The sequence below is a fragment of the Haloarcula sp. CGMCC 1.2071 genome, assembly GCF_037078445.1.
Lineage (GTDB): Archaea > Halobacteriota > Halobacteria > Halobacteriales > Haloarculaceae > Haloarcula > Haloarcula amylolytica.
In genome coordinates this window covers 637,569-657,267 of sequence record NZ_JAYMGY010000001.1, presented here as the reverse complement: position 1 = coordinate 657,267, position 19,699 = coordinate 637,569, and the positions used below count along the sequence as shown (strand labels likewise).

The window sequence follows — 19,699 nt, the reverse complement described above, 5'->3', positions numbered from 1 at the left end:
CGTCATGGGTAGGGGTATCGGTACATTACCCGAAGTGCGGTAAATGCTTTATGGATAAAGGTTACATCCAAATTACACATTGATGTCAGATAATAATTATTTTGAAATGGTAGGTACTCTTATTCTGGATATTTATTTGACCCTTCCTGGGACCTGATCTGAGAAACACGCCTCCCGATTCGACCGGCGGTTGTTCCATCACTCGACTACGGACGGGTCCCAAACCGTTACCGAAGCCGCCCTCGCAGTGGCGGACATCGAGGAGGTGTCCGGCAGGCGCTGGGTTACTTCCGCGTTGGGCCAGCGTTCGACTGTGATCCAGTCACGACTGCCGATGGGCAGTTAGCCGTTCAGAAGCGGACGGAATCGTGTCTGAGTAAACAACGAGTCCCGAGTCGATCTGCAGTCTGTTTGCACTCTTCACGTAGCGTGCGAAAGAAAAGAACGGTGTTCAGGGACCGGAGTTGTTCCGGTTAGTTGTCGCGTCGGACAGCGAGGAGCGCAGCGGCGACCAGCGCGATAAGCGCGATGGCTGCCGTGAAGCCGGGACCTTCCGCTTCGGTGGTCTCGGTGGCTTCAGTCTCAGTGTCCATTGGTTCCGTTTCGGTTTCCGGCGGTTCCGTTTCGGTTTCCGGCGGTTCCGTTTCGGTTTCCGGCGGTTCCGTTTCGGTCTCCTCGGTGCCAACAGTCACGTTCGCACTGTCCGTCACGGCGGAGCCGTTCTGGGTGTACGGACCGTCATCGCCAGGGAAGTCGTACGCTTCGTTGCCGTTGGTGTCCTGGTGCGGCATCGCGACCGCAGTGAAGTTCTCGTCCATCGGCTCGTCGAGCGTGATCGTGAGGTCATTGTACGTACCTGCTTCGAGGTACTCGGAGTTGCCGACGACGTCACCGGATGCGTCACCGGCGTGGATAGCGATGAAGCCGCCACTGGACAGCTGTGCGCTGTCGACAACGACTTCGCTACCGTCGGACTCCTGATCGCTGATACTCACGGTGGCCGTATCGGCTTCGACGATGCGGCCGTCTTCCTCGTCGCTGAAGTCGGAGTCACCGTCGACGTCCAGCGTCTGGACGGTGAAGTTCGTTCCAGCGGAGTAGTCGCTGAAGTCTTCCGTAGCGACGTACGTGCCGTTCTGACCGACAGTTGCTTCCGGTCGTTCGACGAATGGGTTCGCCTCACTCTCGGACTCCATTTCGACTTCGAGCTCGGAGCCGGGGGCGACGTTCGTATCGCCGCTCACTGTCTGTCCGGCGGCGGCTCCAACGGTGACTAGACCGTCGTCGTCGAGGTCTAGCTCCGCGTTCCGCTCAGACGTGGTGTAGAGCTCGCTTTCGCTCGAAGAGTCGTCAGTCAGCGGACCTTCTTGCACGGAGAAGGTGGCGTTGATTTCCGTGTCCTCTTCCTCAGTGATCGTGTTACCGGACTCGAACTCGACGTCGTCGGTGTCGAGGGCGACGAAGTAGGTGTTGTTGTCCGGGTCGTCAACGACGGTCACTGCGCTACTGCTGTTGGCGAAGTTAATCGGATCTGCGTCAGCGTTTGCACCGACGTCGGTCCGGTTGACGTAGAGCTGGAGGCCGGAGGCGCTCGTGTCGTCGTTGATACGGTCCGGCGTGGTGTCGGCAGCTGCGATGAACGCATCAGTCACGTCGGAAGACCCGTTGTCTTCCTGCTCGTATTCGAGCGCACCCTCGATACCGGATGCCTGGATTTCGTGGACGACGACATCTTCGACTGCGACGTCGTCGGACTGCGTGAGGTTCTCACCGATGCGGTCGTAGATGTCGATATCCTCGTCGTCGAGATCTGCGTCGCTCGGTGCAACCCAGGTCTGCATACTCTCGACGGAATTCTCGTTGAGACGTAGCGTCCCAACCGTATCAGGACTGGTGACATCCGGGGAGGTCCCGGCGGTCACGTTTATCGAGTAGGATTGTGGTTCCAGTACATCTTCGTCCAAGCTGTTCCTACTGTCGGTGAAGCTTCCCTTCTCTTCGACTTCATCGAGGTCGTCGTCACCGGGGACGGTAAGAACCGTGTTGTTGTTGTCGGTCCCAGCGGTGTAGCTGTTGAACTGAACGGTAACTTCGCCGTCACCGTTTTCGTCCTCGATCTGACCCTGGATGACGTAGTTGTCGTCGTTCTGGCTGCCGACGTTGATGACGGCGTTCTCGGTGTTACTCATCTGGACGGTGATGTTGGTGACGTCACCGACTTCATCCTGCACGGTGGAAGTCTCGAAGCTGGCGTCACCCTCACCGGACTCGGAGACGTTGATCTGGTCGGATTCGGCGGAGACGCCGGTCTGGTTGTCCGTCACTTGGACGTAGTACGGACTGTCGTCGGCGCTCTGGTTACCGAAGTCGAACACGACGTTCTCGTTACCTTTCAGGTTCTTGACCTGCGTGGCAACCTTGTCGTCGTCTTCGTCGAACAGCGTTGCGTTGGCCGGCTCGCCACCGCGCGTGGTCGAGACGTTGACCGCAAGCGTGTCCGTGTCGTCGATGTTGGCACCGTCGCCGACATCGTCGTCAATGTTCACATTGAGATCGAGATTGCTGATGGTGATGTTTTCGTCCGCAGTACCACCAACGGTGACCTCGTATTCCTCACCGGTGTCGAGGTCCGACGTTTCGTAGGTGTAGACTTTGCTGTTGGCTGTGTAAGTGTCCTGCGTGACGACAGCGCCGTTCGAGTCCTCGACTACAATTTGAGTACTCGAAGTAGCATCGTCAGCGTCACCTTCGCCGCCGTCGGCTCGGATAGCCAGGACTTCACCGCGGAAGGCATTAGTGTCGCCCGAGCTATCGTCGGCGTCGATCGTCTGGGACGTCACGTCAATGTCCTCAGCGACGACCGTGTTGTCACCGCCGGAGAGACCTGAAACCTCGACGGTCAGGTTCCGGTTCGGCTGAACGTCCTGATCCAGACTGAACTGGAGGCGTCCAGTCGTCCCGTCGTCAGTCCCGTCGACTGACGAGACACCGTAGTTGCTCGGGTTCTCGTTTCCGTCGATGTAGATGTCGATGTCTCCCGTCGTGACTGCGCTACCGGTTGAACCATTGAGTGCCAATTCGACTGTCCCGCTATCGTATTCTGCTGCCTGTTCGACGCTGACGTTCGCGGCGGCGGCTGCTCCACCGGAGAACGCGATGGTCCCGGCGAATACCGAGAAGACCATCAGCGCCGTCAGGAACAGGCTACGAACCTTGTCTGAATTTCCTGTCATAGTTTGTGTTTGCTATCGGGCGACCCCAGCAGTTTTCCACCTGGTCGGAACGCGGCCACCGAAGCCACGCATAGACCGAACCGGCGTACTCACTTCTGGCGTCATGGGTAGGGGTACAGTCTAAACGATAGGTGTCTGTTGTAAATGTTTTGTGGTAAGAAAATCCAACTGTCATGAATAGTCAGGGCACGAAGGCGCCGTCAGTGGCGATTAGATGTGGTTTAAGAATCTTGTAGGTCTAGAACAGGATCGTCATTCGGGTGTCTGACGCCCCAGATTTACATATCGGAGGTGGTTTCGCTGGCCTGAGACGCATAGGGCTTCACAGACCCTCACTGCTCGCTCAGGAACGACTCCGCAGACGAATCTCCTTCTGACAGCTACCGCGCGAGAATAGATTAGAACAGACGGTTAGTACCGACCAGTGCCGTCAGTTGGTCACGATTTCGATTTCGCGGCCGTCGGGGTCTTTGGTGAACGCATAGCGGTCGTCACAGCTCTCGGGGTCCCGGTAATCCTCGGCGTGGCGCCCCATCAGCGTCTCCCACGCGCTATGGAGGTCATCGGTTCGAACCGCGAGATGCCCCCAGGCATCGCCGAGTTCGTACGACCGGCCGTCGTAGTTGTAGGTGAGTTCGACCGACATCGCCTCTTCTGGGGCATTCTCGGGCTTGAGGAAGTACAGGGCGAAGTCGTCGAACTCCTCGCGGCGGAACAGGTCGTAGTCGAGCTTTCGGGTGTACCAGCCGATAGCCTGTTCGGCGTCTTCGACACGGATCATCGTGTGGTCCAGCGACCACTTCGCGCCGTGGTCCCGTTCGACGATCTCAATCTCGTGACCGTCGGGGTCCGTGACGAAGGCGTAGGAGCCGCCACAGGAGTCCGGGTCGCGGTAGTCCTCGACGCCGGCGTCCATCAGCTCGTCGTAGGCCTCGTACACGTCGTCACAGCGGACGGCGATGTGTCCCCACGCGTCGCCCATCGTGTACGAGCGGCCGTCGTGATTGTACGTCAGTTCGAGCAGCGCACCTTCGTCGTGGACGTCTTCCGGACCGAGGAAGACGTTCGTGAAGGTGTCGGCCTCCCAGCGGCCCTTCTCCTCGTAATCGAAATACGTCTGGTACCAGTCCAGCGACGCGTCCAAGTCTTCGACGCGCATCATCGTATGATCGAGTGACCACATACGCGGCACATGGTGCGAGCGAGCGAAAAGGCTACCGCCACAGGTGGTTCCGTCCGGATTCGATACCGCGGCTCACTCCGTCGCTGTGTCGGCCCGGATGGCCGGCAGGTAGTACCACCAGACCACGGCGAGCATGACGAGAGAGCCGACCGGGACAGCGACGTAGTCGAGCCGTCTGTTGAAACCCAGAAACACGGGGAACTGCGTCAGACCCGCACCGGCGAGAGCGAGGGCGGTGACCCGAACGTCCTCACGCCAGACGACACCGGCAACGGCGCTGGCCAGGGCAACGAGATACAGCAGGACGCCCGAGCCCCACGACTCGATAAACTGCGGGAGCGCCCCGGTGAACCGAACGAAGTAGCTGTAGACCGAGAGCAGTTCCGGCGGGTTCGTGTTGAACAGGCCAAAGGAGAAGACGAGCGTCAGTTCCGCCCCGATTTGCACCACTGTCCAGGGGACGAGGCCAGCAACGACGACAGCAACAAGACGGCGTCGGGGACCGTGGTCCATACGTGGTGGCAGGACTCTAGACGCATGAACGCATCTACTTCAGAAGGGATGGATATTGTCTGAAGGGATATTCGCTCACACGCGCGCACGCGAGCGCTGACAGATTTTACCGGTTGGCGACGATCCGCAGGATATCTTCGTCAGCGAGTTCGTGGTCGCGCCCGACCTGCTGTTCGTCGTGCTTGGCGCTTGGACCGGTCACACGAGCGAATCGGAAGCGCTCGTCGAAGCTCCCGCCGAGTTTCTCGCAGGCGTCGTCGACGGTGTCGCCTTCACGGAGTATCAGCGGCTCCTCGCGGTCGACACCGCGGCCCGGCTTGTCCATGTAGATCCGGATGAGGCCGAGTTCGTCCCAGATGCGTTCGGTGAGGCTATCCAGTCCCTTCTCTTCCTCGGCGCTGATGAAGATTGCCTCGTCGGGGTCGATGTCCCGCTCCCGGAGCTCGTCTTCGACTTTGGGGAGGTAGTCGGGCTCGATGAGGTCGGCCTTGTTGACAGCAACGAGGGAGGGCAGATAGACGCGGTTGTCCATCACGCCGTCGATGAGCTGGTCGATGTCGATCTGCTCGCCGATGGTCACGTCGGCGTTGACGTAGCCGTGCTCGCGCAGGACGGCTTTGACCGTCTCGTCGTCGAGTTCGACGCCGGTGGCCGTGTTGACCGAAATCCCGTCCTTGCCCTTCTTCCGGACGTTGACCCACGGCGGGTCCTGGTCGAGTCGGATCTTGTTCTTGTACAGTTCTTCGCTGAGTCGGTCGTACTGGTCGATCTCGAAGACGGAGATGAGGAAGACGATGAGATCCGCGGTCCGGACGACGGACAGCACTTCCTTGCCGCCACCGCGGCCGCCGGCCGCACCCTCGATGAGCCCGGGAACGTCGAGAATCTGTATGTTCGCCCCCTTGTACTTGAGCATCCCCGGATACACGTCGAGCGTCGTGAACTCGTAGGCCCCGGTCTCGGACTCAGCGTTGGTGAGGGCGTTTAGCAGCGTCGACTTCCCGACGCTGGGGAACCCGACGAGCGCGACGGTCGCGTCGCCGTGTTTCTCGACGCCGTAGCCACCGCCGCCGCCCGAAGAGGCCTGCTGTTCGAGCTTCTCCTTTTTCTCCGCGAGCTTGGACTTCAGCCGACCGATATGGGCCTCTGTAGACTTGTTGTAGGGAGTGCTGGCGATTTCATCTTCGAGTTCCTGAATCTCCTCTTCGAGCCCCATTAGGTGTATGTCGGCCCCTCACACCGAATAAGGCTTTCCTCCCTCGCCGATGCCACCCCGGCAGCACGCGTCATCGGACCCGCCCTGCCGTTCAGAATGGTCAAACGACCCTCATGTAATTCGACACACCTATAGGGTATCCTCCGTCATGTGTCGATAATGGGAGCGGCGAGTCGGTTCCGCGACAGCACGCAGATACTGCTGCCAGTCGGTGCGCTCGACGGGATTCGCGAGGAGTTGGAACAGCGGTTCACTGTGAGCGTTCATCAGGAAGGTGAACAGGTTCGGATAATCGGCTCCCCAGTCGAGATCAAAGACGCGAGCGATTTCCTCGCACGCAACGGCGTGACGTTCGCCTGAACTGACTGGGATTCAATTCTTTGCCGCGTTGGCCGTCCTGCCTGTGGGTTCCTAACGGTGAGTGTTCGTGCGTGTGGAGACCTCACGCAGCGATCCGTGAAACGCAATCCTTTAAACCGCCGCGAGGATTCCACTATGTATGGCTGGAACTATCGAAGTCCTCGTTCCCGGTGGGGAGGCCAACCCTGGCCCGCCACTCGGTCCGGAACTCGGCCCGACACCGGTGGACGTGCAGGCAGTCGTACAGGAAATCAACGACCAGACGGCAGCGTTCGACGGCACCGAAGTCCCCGTCACCGTCGAGTACGACGACGACGGCTCCTTCGAAATCGAAGTCGGTGTCCCGCCGACGGCCGAACTCATCAAGGACGAGGCCGGTTTCGAGACCGGCAGCGGCGAACCGCAAGAGGACTTCGTCGCTGACCTCTCCGTCGACCAGGTCAAACAGATCGCCGAGCAGAAGCATCCCGACCTGCTCTCCTACGACCTCACGAACGCCGCGAAGGAGGTCGTCGGGACGTGTACCTCCCTCGGTGTCACTATCGAAGGCGAAAACCCACGCGAGTTCAAGGAACGCATCGACGCGGGCGAGTACGACGACGTGTTCGCGGCCGAAGCACAGGCGTAAGTCGGACCGCTGTGCGACTGGCGTGTGTTTTCCCTTGCTTTCGACGCTGTGAGCTACTGCACAGTCAGTGGGACCGTCACCAGCGACTGGTCCCTGAGAACCGGAAACACGCCCGTCAGCGGTCCTTGGGCTGGTTCGACGGGTTTAAGTGTCGCATTGGCGTCTACCCGCACGAGACAGGCATCCGCCTGTTTCACTGACCCGTAGAAGCCGATTGGCGTACTACGGAGGTGAACAATGGCAGATCAGGAAATAGAGAACGCAGTCTCGCGCGCACTCGAGGACGCACCTGAGCGGAATTTCCGCGAAACGGTCGACCTCGCTGTGAACCTGCGCGACTTAGATCTTAACGACCCGTCGAACCGCGTCGACGAGTCCGTCGTGCTTCCTGCTGGCACCGGCCAGGAGACCACAATTGTGGTCTTCGCCGAGGGCGAAACCGCCCTTCGTGCCGAGGAAGTCGCAGACGACGTACTCGACGAGGACGAACTCGAGGAGCTCGGTGGCGATGACGACGCCGCCAAGGACCTCGCCGATGACACTGACTTCTTCATTGCGGAGAAGGATCTGATGCAGGACATCGGTCGCTACCTCGGGACCGTCCTCGGTCCGCGTGGGAAGATGCCGGAACCGCTCGACCCCGACGACGACGTCGTCGAGGTCATCGAACGCATGAAAAACACCGTGCAGCTCCGCAGCGGGGAACGGCGAACGTTCCACACGCGGGTCGGCGCGGAGGACATGTCCGCCGAAGACATCTCGGACAACATCGACGTTATCCTCCGCCGTCTGCACGCGGACCTCGAGAAGGGCCCGCTCAACATCGACAGCGTCTACGTGAAGACGACGATGGGGCCTGCGATGGAGGTGGCCTGATATGAGCGCCGAATCCGAACGCAAGACAGAGACCATCCCCGAGTGGAAGCAGGAAGAGGTCGACGCCATCGTGGACATGATCGAGTCCTACGAGAGCGTCGGCGTCGTCAACATCGCCGGGATTCCGTCCCGACAGCTGCAGGATATGCGACGTGACTTGCACGGGACCGCCGAACTTCGCGTCTCCCGGAACACGCTGCTCGAGCGTGCACTCGACGAAGTCGACGACGGACTCGAAGACCTCAACAGCTACATCACCGGGCAGGTCGGGCTCATCGGGACCGACGACAACCCGTTCTCGCTGTTTCAGGAACTCGAGGCCTCCAAGACGCCCGCACCCATCGGTGCCGGCGAGGTGGCCCCGAACGACATCGTGATTCCGGAAGGCGACACGGGCGTCGACCCCGGTCCGTTCGTCGGCGAACTCCAGAGCGTGGGTGCCGACGCACGCATCCAGGAAGGCTCCATTCAGGTCCTTTCTGACTCGGTCGTGCTTGACACCGGCGAGGAAGTCTCCCAGGAACTCGCGAACGTCCTGAACGAACTCGGTATCGAACCGAAGGAGGTCGGTCTCGACCTCCGCGCCGTCTTCGCCGACGGTGTACTGTTCGAACCCGAGGAGCTGGAACTCGATATCGACGAGTACCGGAGCGACATCCAGGCGGCTGCCGGCCGAGCGTTCAACCTCTCGGTCAACGCCGACTACCCGACCGCGACGACGGCCCCGACAATGCTCCAGTCCGCTCGTGGCAACGCCAAGAGCCTCGCGCTCCAGGCGGCCATCGAGGACCCCGAGGTCGTGCCTGACCTCGTGAGCAAGGCTGACGCACAGGTCCGTGCGCTCGCCTCGCAAATTGACGATGAAGAGGCACTCCCGGAGGAACTCCAGGGCGTCGAGGCCGACGTGGCGACAGAGGAACCGACTGACGACCAAGACGAGGACACCGCATCCGAGGACGACGCGGACGCCGACGACGCGGCCGAGGAGGCCGACGACGATGACGACGACGACGAAGACGCCGGCGACGCGCTCGGAGCGATGTTCTAACAACACACACTACAACAATGGAATACGTATACGCTGCACTCATCCTGAACGAAGCTGACGAAGAGATCAACGAAGACAACCTCACTGACGTGCTCGAAGCCGCGGGCGTCGACGTCGAGGAGTCCCGCGTCAAGGCCCTCGTCGCCGCCCTCGAGGACGTCGACATCGAGGAGGCCGTCGACCAGGCCGCTGCGGCACCGGTGCCGGCAAGCGGCGGCGCGGCCGCACCCGCTGAGGGTGGCGCTGACGAGGCCGACGAGGCCGAGGAAGAAGCCGACGAAGAGGCTGCCGACGACGGCGGCGACGACGATGACGACGAGGACGACGAGGCAAGCGGTGAGGGCCTCGGCGAACTCTTCGGCTAACTCGGTTCAACACAGCTCAGTTTTTTTCTTTGCGTGCGCTCGACCGGTGAGAGCCATCGCTGCCGCTCGAATCCTGGGTGCCGTCGTATTGCCTGCCTTCCAAGATCCTTCGACGAACAAGCGGCTGCAGAAGAGTATCGTTGCGGCTGTTTAGCTACCGAGTGTCACCGTGTCTGAGTCGACCGTAACCGGTGAGTCGTTCCCGGTCGCCCCCGTTTCGTCGACGTTCTTGAGATATATCTCGCCTGTCGCGGTGTCGGCCACGGTGCCGCTCGCCGTTTCGTCGTACACGGTCACCTCATAGGTGTAGTAGCCGGGGTCGAGATCGACGTCGTAGCCCGCCCAAGCCGGGAACGGATCGGTATTGGTCAGGTCGCCGGTCCCAGCAGTGACCATCTCGGAGCCGGCGAAGACGGTCGACCCGTCGCTTTTGTTTTTAATTGTGAGGTTCACTTCCCGTTCGTCACCCACGGTCCCGTTATTGCGGACCTCCACGGTCATCCGCTGTGCGCCGCCGCGACGCTCGATTAGTTCTGAGGTGTTGTAGGTCTCCGCGCCGATGTTCACCGACTGCGTGTCGTTGACGACAACGTTCGACTCCCCCACGAAGAACGACAGTTCCGGGGACGTGGAGTTCGACGTTTCGACGTAGTAGGTGTAGTTGCCGCGACTGGTCGGCATATCAAGCGTAAACTGTCGGGTTTCACCTGGGTTGAGGTCCGTTGACATGGTTTTCGAGTCGATGTCGGTAAATGACGGACTTGCATCGTCGTTGTTTTTCGCACGGAGGACGACGGTATCTGTACCGTCCTGCTCACCAACGTTAGTGACGTTGACAGTCGCCGTTGCCGTGTCGTCACTGTCAATCACACTCTCGGCACGGACTGAATCAATCTGCATGAACTGTCCTTCCGTATCACCGACACGCACGTTCCCGCTCGCCTTCTGTTGCGTACCGGGGATAGATACCGTGTACGGATAGCTTTCCCCAGTTGCCTTTGAACTAGTCGGAAGGGTGAACGTGACGGTTTCGGTCTCACCGGGTTCAATTGTCGTCGAGTTCGTCCCGGCACTGTTGCCATCAAAGCTGCTCTCTAGGGTAGCTTCACCGCTCTTTCCGCCGACGTTCATTACCTCAGCCGTCAGCGTTGCGTCGGTTGTCTCATCAACCCTGCTTGGGGCGTCGGTGTCGATGAGGTTGTACTCCGGACCCGTCTGTACGTCTTTTTCGATTGCGTTGACTGTGAACAGGACAACGGCATCGTTATAGTCCGGGTCGCCGTCATTTGCCGCGTTAGCTGGGTCTGCGTCCTCCTGTGAGAGTTCATAGAGGAGTGCGCGTTCCCCGTCGCCCAGTTGGAGATACCCCGTGTCGTTCACGCGGCTTCCGAGCGTATCCTGAATGTCTCGCTGGTACCACTGTGCCTGCTCGAACGCTGGAAGCTCGTCGCCGTCGTTCAGGATGACGAGGTTCTGCTGGTTCTGTGTCTGGCTGACAGTGGTCGTGTCGTATGTATCCCAGTCACTACAGTACTTCGTGTCATAACCAGCCAGCTCAATCGAAGGAGAGGTGTAGGAATACCTGTCACAGCCGTAGGACTTTGCAAAGACTGAGATCTCCGTTCCGGGTTCGAACGAATCGGAGTAGTAGTACGGGTTCTCGTGTTCGTCAGAGATGAGGCGCTGCTCCGCGTGCGGACCATTGATGTCGCCGTTCTCGTACCCCCGCCAGAGTCCGATCGACTGTGGGTCGGACCCGTTGTCGACATATAGTGACATCTGCACGGGTGCATGGTAGATGTAGTTCCAGCGATTTGAGAAGCCTTCTAGGTCCGCACCCTTCAGCGCAACCGAAGCATTGACCGACTGCTGTATCGTGATCGTCGAGCCGTTCCCTTCGAGCAGCGAGTCCGGCTCGACGGTCAGCGTCGACTGTCGCGACCGGTTCGCCGTCGAGAAGGTTACCGAGTAATCCCCGGGTTCGGTGGGCGCCGTGACGGTCCGATTGAGCGTGACGCTCTCCCCGGGGTCGAGCGGTTCGTCCTCCGCAATGTGGGTCGTTCCGTTGTACTCGACGCGCAGTGTTTGCTTTCCTTCGGTTCCGCCGGTGTTCGCGACGGCGAACTCGACGTTCGTCTGGTTGTTCGGTGCGACGGGGTTCTGTACGTCTACAGCGGTGATCTCGTACAGCGGCGGCGGCGATGAACCGACGACGAAGGAGCCTGACTCGGTGTCGTCCGGTGTCTCGACGACATAGGTGTACTGCTGTGGTGACCCGACTGTTAGCGGGCTACTGGTCACTGAAGCGGTCCCTGACTCAGTGCCTCGGCGAGTACCGTTGAGGGTGAGCGCCGTGGTCTTCGACGCAACAACGCTGCCAGACGGGTTCTCGATACGGACCTCGACATCGGTGGATTTCCGAATGTCACCAGTGTTTTCGACCGTTGTGTCAACGGTCGCCGTATCCCCACTTTGCAGCCCACCCGGCGGCGAAACAGACGCTATCTCGAACACCCCTGCATCACCGACGATGAAGTAGTGTCCGTCATCACTGTGTTGTGAGTATGTATCATCCTCTGTCTCGACTTCCAGGTCGTACGTGCCGTTCTCCGACGTCGGCATCGATGGCCCGAAGTCGATTGTTCGGCTCTGTCCAGGGCCGACCAGCACGCTTCGCATCGCGCTTTTCGACCCGTTGACGCGGAAGACGACCTCCTGATCTGCCGTCATTTGCCCAGTATTCGTGACTGTGACCTCAGCCGATGGGACCTGATTTAGCCGCGCTGTTGCCGGAATCGAATTGCTGGTGACATCTAGTGACGGCGTTCCGTGGACGGACGTATACTTGATGACTTTGTAGTCTTCGTCCTGCTTTGACTCCACAGTGAAGTTGTGTGGCGTCGCCGACGAGACGCTCACCGACCGACTCACAGTGGTCGATTCCCCGCCGATGAGGGTCACTGTCTCCTCCACCTCGCTTGGTGACCCCGACTGGTTGTGCTTCAGCGTGATATCCTGTGTATCTTCTAAGCCTCCGGTGTTCCGGACCGTCGCTGTCACGACTGCTTTCCCAGGGTCTGACGGGTCCGGCTTGACCGTGACACCCTCGACTTTGAACTTCGGGTTCGTCACGTCGCCGAGTGCAAAGCGTATGTGAACGCTCTCTCCCGGCTTGACAGACGCCGGGGTCACCTCAACGTACTGATCATCGTAGGTGCTCCGTGCCCAATCTGCCCAGGCGCGGGCATAGCTACTGTTTTCGATAGTCAATGTCGCGTTGGCGACCTGCGACGGAGTACACTCATAACTGGGTGACGAAATTGAGGCGGTTCGCGCATCCTCGTAGGACGCGTCGGTGAACAGGGCCATCTGCAGTGCCGCTTCGTGAGACCGTCTGGCCGTCGCGTTCGACTGAATCGCAACCGAGCTCCCCTTGATCTGCTGTCCGGAGATATTCGCGAACGAGACCGACAGCGCCCCGTTATCGTAGTTCACTGCTGGGGGCGACGACATCGTCGCGCCCGACTCGGTCATCCGCCATACACCCCCGCCCTGGTAGCCGACCTGTTGGCCGTTTTCTTGATACCGAATGGTCTGTAACGAACGGTTCCCCGTCGAACAGGCCGGGCGACCGTTCAACGTCAGGTTGTATGTCGCGTTGTCAGAAACGGCGACATCGGAGCGAACCCGATCTGGTATCTCGACTGATTCGTTGGTGTCTGGCCGCTGGAAGCTCTGATCAACCGACAGCAGTACCTCCTCAGCGAGTTCGACGTTCGCGTCGTCGTTGACATCTCCGATCGTCTGTTGCCCCACTTGAACGATCAGTACGGCACCAATGATGACTGCACTAGCCAACAACACCACACCCAGAACGTGCGATACACCCCGGTCTCCAGCCCCCCGGCTGCCCCACTCGAACATACTTATTTACATACCAACTATTGCACATAAGTTTACTGTTTCACCCATACTAATAACGGTTCCATCGGTGACCTACTGAGGTTAAACAGCAGGTATTCCCTCTAACGGGACCTACCAGCGGTATACACTACCGGCACCGTGTGCCGAATTCTAGATCCACTGACATTATAACACCCTCCGGAAATGTCATATATTAACCAAGATTGCTATGCCATATTTTGGAACGCTTGTGATATGTGACAACACTAAACAAGATTTAGTTGACTAAGTTTCCTTATTATTCGTATACGGTGGACTGGACGGTACTTACGTAATGCGAATTGAGCCCAACTTGACCTTTTAATTGAATCCGGCAGCAACGGGTAACGGTTGGTTTAGTAATGTCTCTAGCTGGTTTTCTCCTAATATCTTGGTTAGACAGTATTGTGCCCTCGATTGTGTGGTTTATTATAGAATCCGCCGGGCTACATCCCAAATCAGCCTACCTGTGTTGTCGATCTCTCATCCACGACCGTAAAATAAGGATGGACTCGCCGGGTTGTTAGCCTATTCGAGGATGCGCGTATCCTAGATTCATCCGCTGGGGTGTACTGGTGCTGAATCATGCGTCGTCGATGAACTCCCGTCGGACCTCCATCTTCTCGCGCTCGCTGCGCTGGTCGTAGTGCTGGTCGAGAACGTCATTCGAGACGTTCATCCGATCCGAAACGACCTCTTCCGGTGTCCCGTCTCGGAGGTGCTTCGTGATCGAACCGCGGCGGATACCATGCGGAGATCGGGACGAGGGGCAACCGCTGGCAGTGTCCCGAGTCATGTACTCACAGCTCTCCGGGTTCTCTCCGTGTGGACACTCGCCGACCATACAGGGCCGAGTCCACTGATAGACAGTACTCCGGATAGGTGTCTCACTCAGACGGCCCCGGTCGCTGGTGATGAGCGGTTCCCGACCGTATTCGTCGGTGACCGAATCTCGGTGGTTCTCGATGAACTCCTGAATCACTTCGGCGTAGAAGTCACCGACAGCTATCGACCGCTCGGCAGCGCGTCCGTTCTTCAGTGGAGTTCCTGTTTCCGGACGGTGGCGCAGTTGGAGGTACTGCCCATCAGCGTCGAAGTCGTCCAGGTCGAGCGACCGGAGGCTACCGAGTCGGATGCCAGTGTGCCAGAGGATTCCGAATATGACATGTTCACGGGAGGCGTACTGGTAGCGATTCAGGTGATCGAGGATGGCTTCGGCGTGTTCGGTATCGAGTTTCTCGTCCTTCGAGGCTTCTTCGGGGTCGACCTCAGGGAGTAACACCCGTTCGCGCATTCCCTGTTCGACCGCGTCGATACTAGCACAGAATTCGAGGAACTTCCGCAGCGTAGCGAGGATGCCCCGAAGGGTAACCTTCGATACCTCACCGTATTCGCTTCCTTTGCCCTGCCGACGCCAGACTCGGAATTCATGGAGATCGCGTCCAGTCAGCTCGTTTATGTTCTCGATTCCCTTCGACTGGGTCCATTCAATGAACGAGTTGAGCCGGTACCGCTGGTTCGTGAGAGATTTTTCAGATAGCTCCGGTTCCCGGTGGTCGAGGTAAAGGTTCACCGCGGTCGCCGGAGCTATCGGTTCGAGATCGTCGCTCACACTTCCACCCCCTGATCAAGTAGCTGGCGAGCTGCTTGGTGGGCGGAGAGGTCCTTCGGTTCGTCACCGAGAGGGTAGCCGCCTGAGTCGCGCCCCATCTCTTCGAGAATTCTCGAAACCGAAGGTGCAGGGCCGTCCTGGATGAGTGCATGCCGAACCTGTTGTGCAGTAGCAACCGCTTCGGCAGCGTCTAGGGAATCATTCGGAGTCCGACGTGACACTTCGGACAGACCGAGCATTCGGTCGCAGTGTGGGCAAGAGTGGCGACGCTGGTGGGAAGTCGCGTCGGCGTATGAGTCGTACCGCTTGGAGAAGTTACAGTCAGGACACCGAACACGGTACTCCGTACGCGGACGAACAGCGGACTTTTGAGCAGGCGATTCAACTACTTCCGTGCGGGGAGTACTCCCCGTATCGGTTCCGTACGACATTGGTTTGCCGGGCGGAGCCACCTTCTGGGCCGTGTCCTAGCACGGCCCGGTTTTCGATGGCCGAGAGCCATCTACGGGCGGCCCGTAGCTACACCGTTACCCGGAGAGTGCATAAATGTATCGAACAGCTATATATGCTCAATTGGTAAGTAATTGTAGAAAAGAACTGAATTAGGTAGGAAGGGTAGTATACGTTATTCAAATGCGCCTATCGGGTTCGTGGCAGAGTGTGTGGGACGACCGTATCCTCGAATGGATGCGGGAACACGAGGGGACTGGTACGCCCAAAGAGCTACACGATAGTGGCTTGATCCGTGTGTCCCGGACACAGATCGGTCGGCGGATGAAGAAACTGGCCGAGAATGGCCTCCTGACCCACGTCGGGAATGGAGCCTATGTGATTACTGAGGAAGGAGAAGCGTACCTCGATGAAGAATACGACGCCGAAGAAGGCGTCTACATCGACGGAGAAAACAGTATCTCAGAGCCATCGCCGACGACTGAATCAGAGACGAACGACGTGTAAGTAGCCCTCCACAATGACGATACGTAAGACTGCCCGCTGGCAACAGAGTATCGACGACCGGATATTGGAACACCTCCGGGATAACTCGCTATCAACTGCCAAACAAATGGCTATCCGTGATAATATTCACGCGACGGAAGCGCAGGTACAGGATCGATGTCGGGTGTTGGCTGACGCCGATCTCGTGGCATTTTTGACTGAAGATCAGGACTTTGTGGAACTAACAACTGAAGGAGAGCAGTATTTAGAGGGCGAAATCGACGTTGAACTATATCCGTATCCAAGGCATCCCCGTCTTATGGAATGAACTGTGATAATTTGCATAGCTATATACAAAATATTATTTTGTAGGTAGCCGATTTTTTTATAAAGCATTTTACCCTAGCATGATGAATGAATCGTAATGATTTCCTCAGAACATATAGATGATTCAGAGATTAGAATTGAAGATTCTTTCTTAGCTCCTTGGGGATTAGCGACTGAGGAATTGCCAATGCATGTTTTGTGGACAGGAAATGTTGACAAAATAGTTATAGATTATCCTCAAGAGTTAGAAATATTGAACATCTATAATATTGAAGATGAACGAGAGGAGAGTTCTATTGAAGGAAGGCTGGAAATTGAAGCTAGAAATCTTATAACACCTGGATATTTGAATATAATATTCAAGGATTCGAATATATATGACGATAGTGTTGAAGGGAAGGAAATTAAAATAGAATTCTGGAGAAACGGGGATGCTGAAAAAACATTATTCAAGCGGACCAGAATTATTCGTCCACAAATCCGTGTACAGAGTGCACCAAATAAAATCACGTTGACTGATGAAGCCGATCCCGAGCCGATAGAAATTGATATGGAATATGTTGGGTTCGGGATGGCACAAGTGGCAGTAGAGGCAGAAGCTGAAGGAGAATTCGTGTCACAGGGAGCAAGTTTCTTACATGATCTGTTGGAAAGTATGTTAGAAACTGAAGTTCATAAACAGGATGTAGAAAAGTTGGGCGAGGCGCCCGAAGAATGGAAAGAGAATTCAAATATAGAGGTTCCACAAGAAGAAATTGAAGGTATTGTTGATGAAATGAGGGATGTTCTCCGAAGTGGTGGGCTCGGCGATGAATACGAAACAGATGAAATTGAAGAGATTGCAGAAGCTCTGAAAGAAGCAGAACAAAAATCTACAACTGATTCCGATATTGCCGCTGTAATCTATAGATTTATCGAGACTGCACTTCTGTCATCAATACTAAACGTAGTGGATAGACATCCCACTGAAGGTGTTTCGTTATCAAAACCTACGACAAAAGTCAAGACGGAAGCCAAAGCTCGAGAGATAGAGGTTGTCGTTCACTTAAAAGACAATCTAGATAATGAATACGACGAAACAAGAATTGAGATTGAGATAGATGATAAAAGAGACCAAGGAGGAGTTTATGAAACTGAGATTCATACAAATTGGGAGAATTATCAGGTGAACCCTGACGAGGTGTTCTCCAATGAGTGATATGAGTGGAAATATGACTGCGAATTTAGTAGATGTGGTAAAGGGAGCCTATGATTATATTGATGATTTTCGGCCACAAACCAAGTCCATTCGTTATAATTATAGAGAATCTACAAGTGAAATGACCTTCTTGATAGAAGTCCCAGATAGCCGGAAACGACTATTTGGTGATATCAAAATTCCAATGTCAGAAGGTTACCGAGTGAAAGAAATGTTTGCTTTGCCGGAATACACTCCGGTTAGGGCAGCGTATGATGTTAAAGATGGATACATCACCTTCAATCCATCTGAACTCCCCAGCCAAGATGAATATATTTTGACCTTGAATGGAGATGTAGACCCTGAGACTCTGAAGGAGATTGTTCATCTGAAGGCTCCAGAAGATCCAAAGAGGAAGGAAAAAGAAGATTCATATTGGGTTCACTCTGCGATTAAAAAACCGGGTCTCATGAAAGATATATATGATGATATGAAAGTGGACAACGTAGATATATCAATGCAAGTAGGAGTACAACGATGCTTTTCAAATGCTATTCCTGACGATGCATTAGAAGTATTTGATCGGACTAGAGAATTACTCGATGCGAGTAATGAAGACGACAGGAATCAAGTTATTAATGCTTCTCGTAGAAGATTCCAAGCCAGACGTGATATTAGTACCTCTCCAGCTGAAGCGGCAGAAATCATACGCTCATTAGCTACCGCAGACAATATTCAAGATTACATACAGGTTGATGACCCATTTAGAGAGAGGAACATTAATCCAGGACAACCAGAGCAAAATATCTTCCCGGAGAATATATCTGTAGATGTTACGACAGACTTGAGTCTGGACCAGCAGGCTGTAGATGGAAATATTATTTTTAGAAAGAAGAGTTTCCAGGATTTTGTTGAAGAGAAGACTGACAATGAAATATTATAATTCACTCCATAAATTCGATATTCAGTCATTATGTGAATAGGTACTTTGGGATAATGTAAGTCTATATCCAAGCTCTTGCCATCCCTGACTCATAGAGTGAATCCAGGGGAATGTTCATACCGGTTGGGTCTACTGATTGAGGTGTGTATCAGTTCACTCCCGACGAAATAGATAGAGATCGCGCCCATCATCAGGCAGTGAAGCAGGGCGCAGACGATGTAGATGTAAAGCGAATCGGTAATCTTGGGGAAATCGCATTTGAGCAGTTCTGTCGAGAATATCTTCCAACCGAGATGTGGGAATGGGAAAACGAGGATGCCATTCGTCGGTGTAACCCGGAAAGCTACTCGGGCCATGATTTCGAGGTTTTCGGCTACAATATAGACGTGAAGACCTCTCGGGACGTTTCGTCATTCCTGCCAGAGACGCTCGTCGAGAAGGATTCGGAAGACGATATTATTGTAATGGCCTGGCATCGTGACAACGAGGATAGTTTGATTCTACTCGGGTGGGAGCACGTCGAAACGCTTGAATCGAAAGTCGAGACAGAGGAACAGTTCTCTGGGAACTCACCTGAGAAGCTCGAACACTTGGCAACTCGTCCGATGAACGATCTTCAGGACCTCGGGCCGAACACTGCTAATATGAACCAAACTCCCGAGAATCCATTCCAGCCGGGAGATCGCGTACAGAAGCGTGACGACGAAGATGCGTCAGTGGGTGTTGTAATCGAGGTTCTCCCTCCAGAAACGCAGGTAGAACTCTACGGGCAGGAACTTGATGGCGAAGCAGTCAGAGTAGCATTCCCGAGTTCACTTGATGAGGGACCTGGGGACTGGAGAGATATTTCGCCAGCTCTGCTTTCATCGTACTGCGATGATCAGGATATCAGCCTCTACACCTACAAGCACGAAAACCTGAAATTCGCCGAGAATCCGTACACAACAGGTGATTACGTCATCAAATCCTCACACGATGATCCCAATCTTGCGGTCGTAATCGAGGTAGATGGATACGATGTTACTGTCGTGTATGAGGGACCAAGAGGGGACGAGGTCATCCCAGCAAATCTGAGCGACCACTGTGAAGAAGAAGACCTATCGACGTACCAGTATCCAGAAGAAGAGTTGGAATTTGTCGACATGGCCACTCTCTAAGCAGAAACTGCACCTACGTTCCGGGTCTTCGACCGGGCTTTCGCATTGGGATTGCCCCCGTCGCTCCGCTCGGGGGCGTGCGCTCACAGGCTCGCTCGGCCCCCCATGTGAGGGGGGCGCTTCGCGTCGCCGTTCGCTTGTAGCGTTAGTGTAATCAGTAGATACACGGTGGCCAGACCCCTG

15 protein-coding genes are annotated in these 19,699 nt (G+C 56.2%); 9 read left to right on the top strand and 6 right to left on the bottom strand.

Annotated elements, in window-relative coordinates; translation table 11 throughout:
• Window positions 1–473 precede the first annotated feature (473 nt).
• The 4 genes from VI234_RS03425 to VI234_RS03410 form a co-directional block, all read right to left on the bottom strand.
• Window positions 474–3,233 carry a DUF7282 domain-containing protein gene (locus tag VI234_RS03425; protein ID WP_336329248.1) on the bottom strand — a complete coding sequence of 920 codons (2,760 nt, stop codon included), beginning with the start codon at window positions 3,231–3,233 and terminating at the stop codon, window positions 474–476.
• Between the two features lie 430 nt (window positions 3,234–3,663).
• Window positions 3,664–4,416, bottom strand: a complete 753-nt coding sequence (locus tag VI234_RS03420) for a VOC family protein (protein ID WP_049943102.1) — start codon at window positions 4,414–4,416, stop codon at window positions 3,664–3,666.
• A 72-nt stretch (window positions 4,417–4,488) separates the two neighbouring features.
• A complete protein-coding gene (locus VI234_RS03415) occupies window positions 4,489–4,929 on the bottom strand; it encodes a TIGR04206 family protein (RefSeq protein ID WP_336329247.1) in 441 nt (146 codons plus the stop codon).
• Window positions 4,930–5,035: 106 nt separating this feature from the next.
• Window positions 5,036–6,145, bottom strand: a complete 1,110-nt coding sequence (locus VI234_RS03410) for an OBG GTPase family GTP-binding protein (protein WP_008313129.1) — start codon at window positions 6,143–6,145, stop codon at window positions 5,036–5,038.
• 159 nt (window positions 6,146–6,304) lie between these two features.
• On the opposite strand from VI234_RS03410, the gene VI234_RS03405 reads away from it, so the two are divergent.
• The 5 genes from VI234_RS03405 to rpl12p all read left to right on the top strand — a co-directional run bounded on the left by VI234_RS03405 (window position 6,305) and on the right by rpl12p (window position 9,422).
• Window positions 6,305–6,505 carry a VNG_1110C family protein gene (locus VI234_RS03405; RefSeq protein WP_008313128.1) on the top strand — a complete coding sequence of 67 codons (201 nt, stop codon included), beginning with the start codon at window positions 6,305–6,307 and terminating at the stop codon, window positions 6,503–6,505.
• Between the two features lie 139 nt (window positions 6,506–6,644).
• Window positions 6,645–7,133 (top strand): 50S ribosomal protein L11, encoded by a 489-nt coding sequence (locus VI234_RS03400; RefSeq protein WP_004957037.1) that lies wholly within the window; start codon window positions 6,645–6,647, stop codon window positions 7,131–7,133.
• A gap of 237 nt (window positions 7,134–7,370) precedes the next feature.
• The gene (locus tag VI234_RS03395; RefSeq protein ID WP_008313127.1) at window positions 7,371–8,009 is read left to right on the top strand and encodes a 50S ribosomal protein L1; all 639 of its coding nucleotides are present in this window, start codon (window positions 7,371–7,373) and stop codon (window positions 8,007–8,009) included.
• A 1-nt stretch (window position 8,010) separates the two neighbouring features.
• The gene (locus VI234_RS03390) at window positions 8,011–9,057 is read left to right on the top strand and encodes a 50S ribosomal protein L10 (protein WP_336329246.1); all 1,047 of its coding nucleotides are present in this window, start codon (window positions 8,011–8,013) and stop codon (window positions 9,055–9,057) included.
• A gap of 17 nt (window positions 9,058–9,074) precedes the next feature.
• Window positions 9,075–9,422 (top strand): 50S ribosomal protein P1, encoded by a 348-nt coding sequence (gene rpl12p, locus VI234_RS03385; RefSeq protein WP_336329245.1) that lies wholly within the window; start codon window positions 9,075–9,077, stop codon window positions 9,420–9,422.
• A gap of 150 nt (window positions 9,423–9,572) precedes the next feature.
• Here rpl12p and VI234_RS03380 read toward each other — a convergent pair whose 3' ends face one another.
• A complete protein-coding gene (locus VI234_RS03380; protein WP_336329244.1) occupies window positions 9,573–13,346 on the bottom strand; it encodes a DUF7289 family protein in 3,774 nt (1,257 codons plus the stop codon).
• 601 nt (window positions 13,347–13,947) lie between these two features.
• The gene (locus VI234_RS03375; RefSeq protein WP_336329243.1) at window positions 13,948–14,976 is read right to left on the bottom strand and encodes a tyrosine-type recombinase/integrase; all 1,029 of its coding nucleotides are present in this window, start codon (window positions 14,974–14,976) and stop codon (window positions 13,948–13,950) included.
• A gap of 633 nt (window positions 14,977–15,609) precedes the next feature.
• On the opposite strand from VI234_RS03375, the gene VI234_RS03370 reads away from it, so the two are divergent.
• The 4 genes from VI234_RS03370 to VI234_RS03355 all read left to right on the top strand — a co-directional run bounded on the left by VI234_RS03370 (window position 15,610) and on the right by VI234_RS03355 (window position 19,516).
• Window positions 15,610–15,933 carry an ArsR family transcriptional regulator gene (locus tag VI234_RS03370; protein ID WP_442905016.1) on the top strand — a complete coding sequence of 108 codons (324 nt, stop codon included), beginning with the start codon at window positions 15,610–15,612 and terminating at the stop codon, window positions 15,931–15,933.
• Between the two features lie 403 nt (window positions 15,934–16,336).
• Window positions 16,337–17,437 carry a hypothetical protein gene (locus VI234_RS03365; RefSeq protein WP_336329241.1) on the top strand — a complete coding sequence of 367 codons (1,101 nt, stop codon included), beginning with the start codon at window positions 16,337–16,339 and terminating at the stop codon, window positions 17,435–17,437.
• On the top strand, window positions 17,430–18,359 hold the full coding sequence (locus tag VI234_RS03360; protein ID WP_336329240.1) for a hypothetical protein: 930 nt from the start codon (window positions 17,430–17,432) through the stop codon (window positions 18,357–18,359). The genes VI234_RS03365 and VI234_RS03360 overlap by 8 nt, the downstream gene beginning before the upstream one ends.
• A gap of 143 nt (window positions 18,360–18,502) precedes the next feature.
• On the top strand, window positions 18,503–19,516 hold the full coding sequence (locus tag VI234_RS03355) for a hypothetical protein (RefSeq protein ID WP_336329239.1): 1,014 nt from the start codon (window positions 18,503–18,505) through the stop codon (window positions 19,514–19,516).
• Window positions 19,517–19,699: the final 183 nt, after the last annotated feature.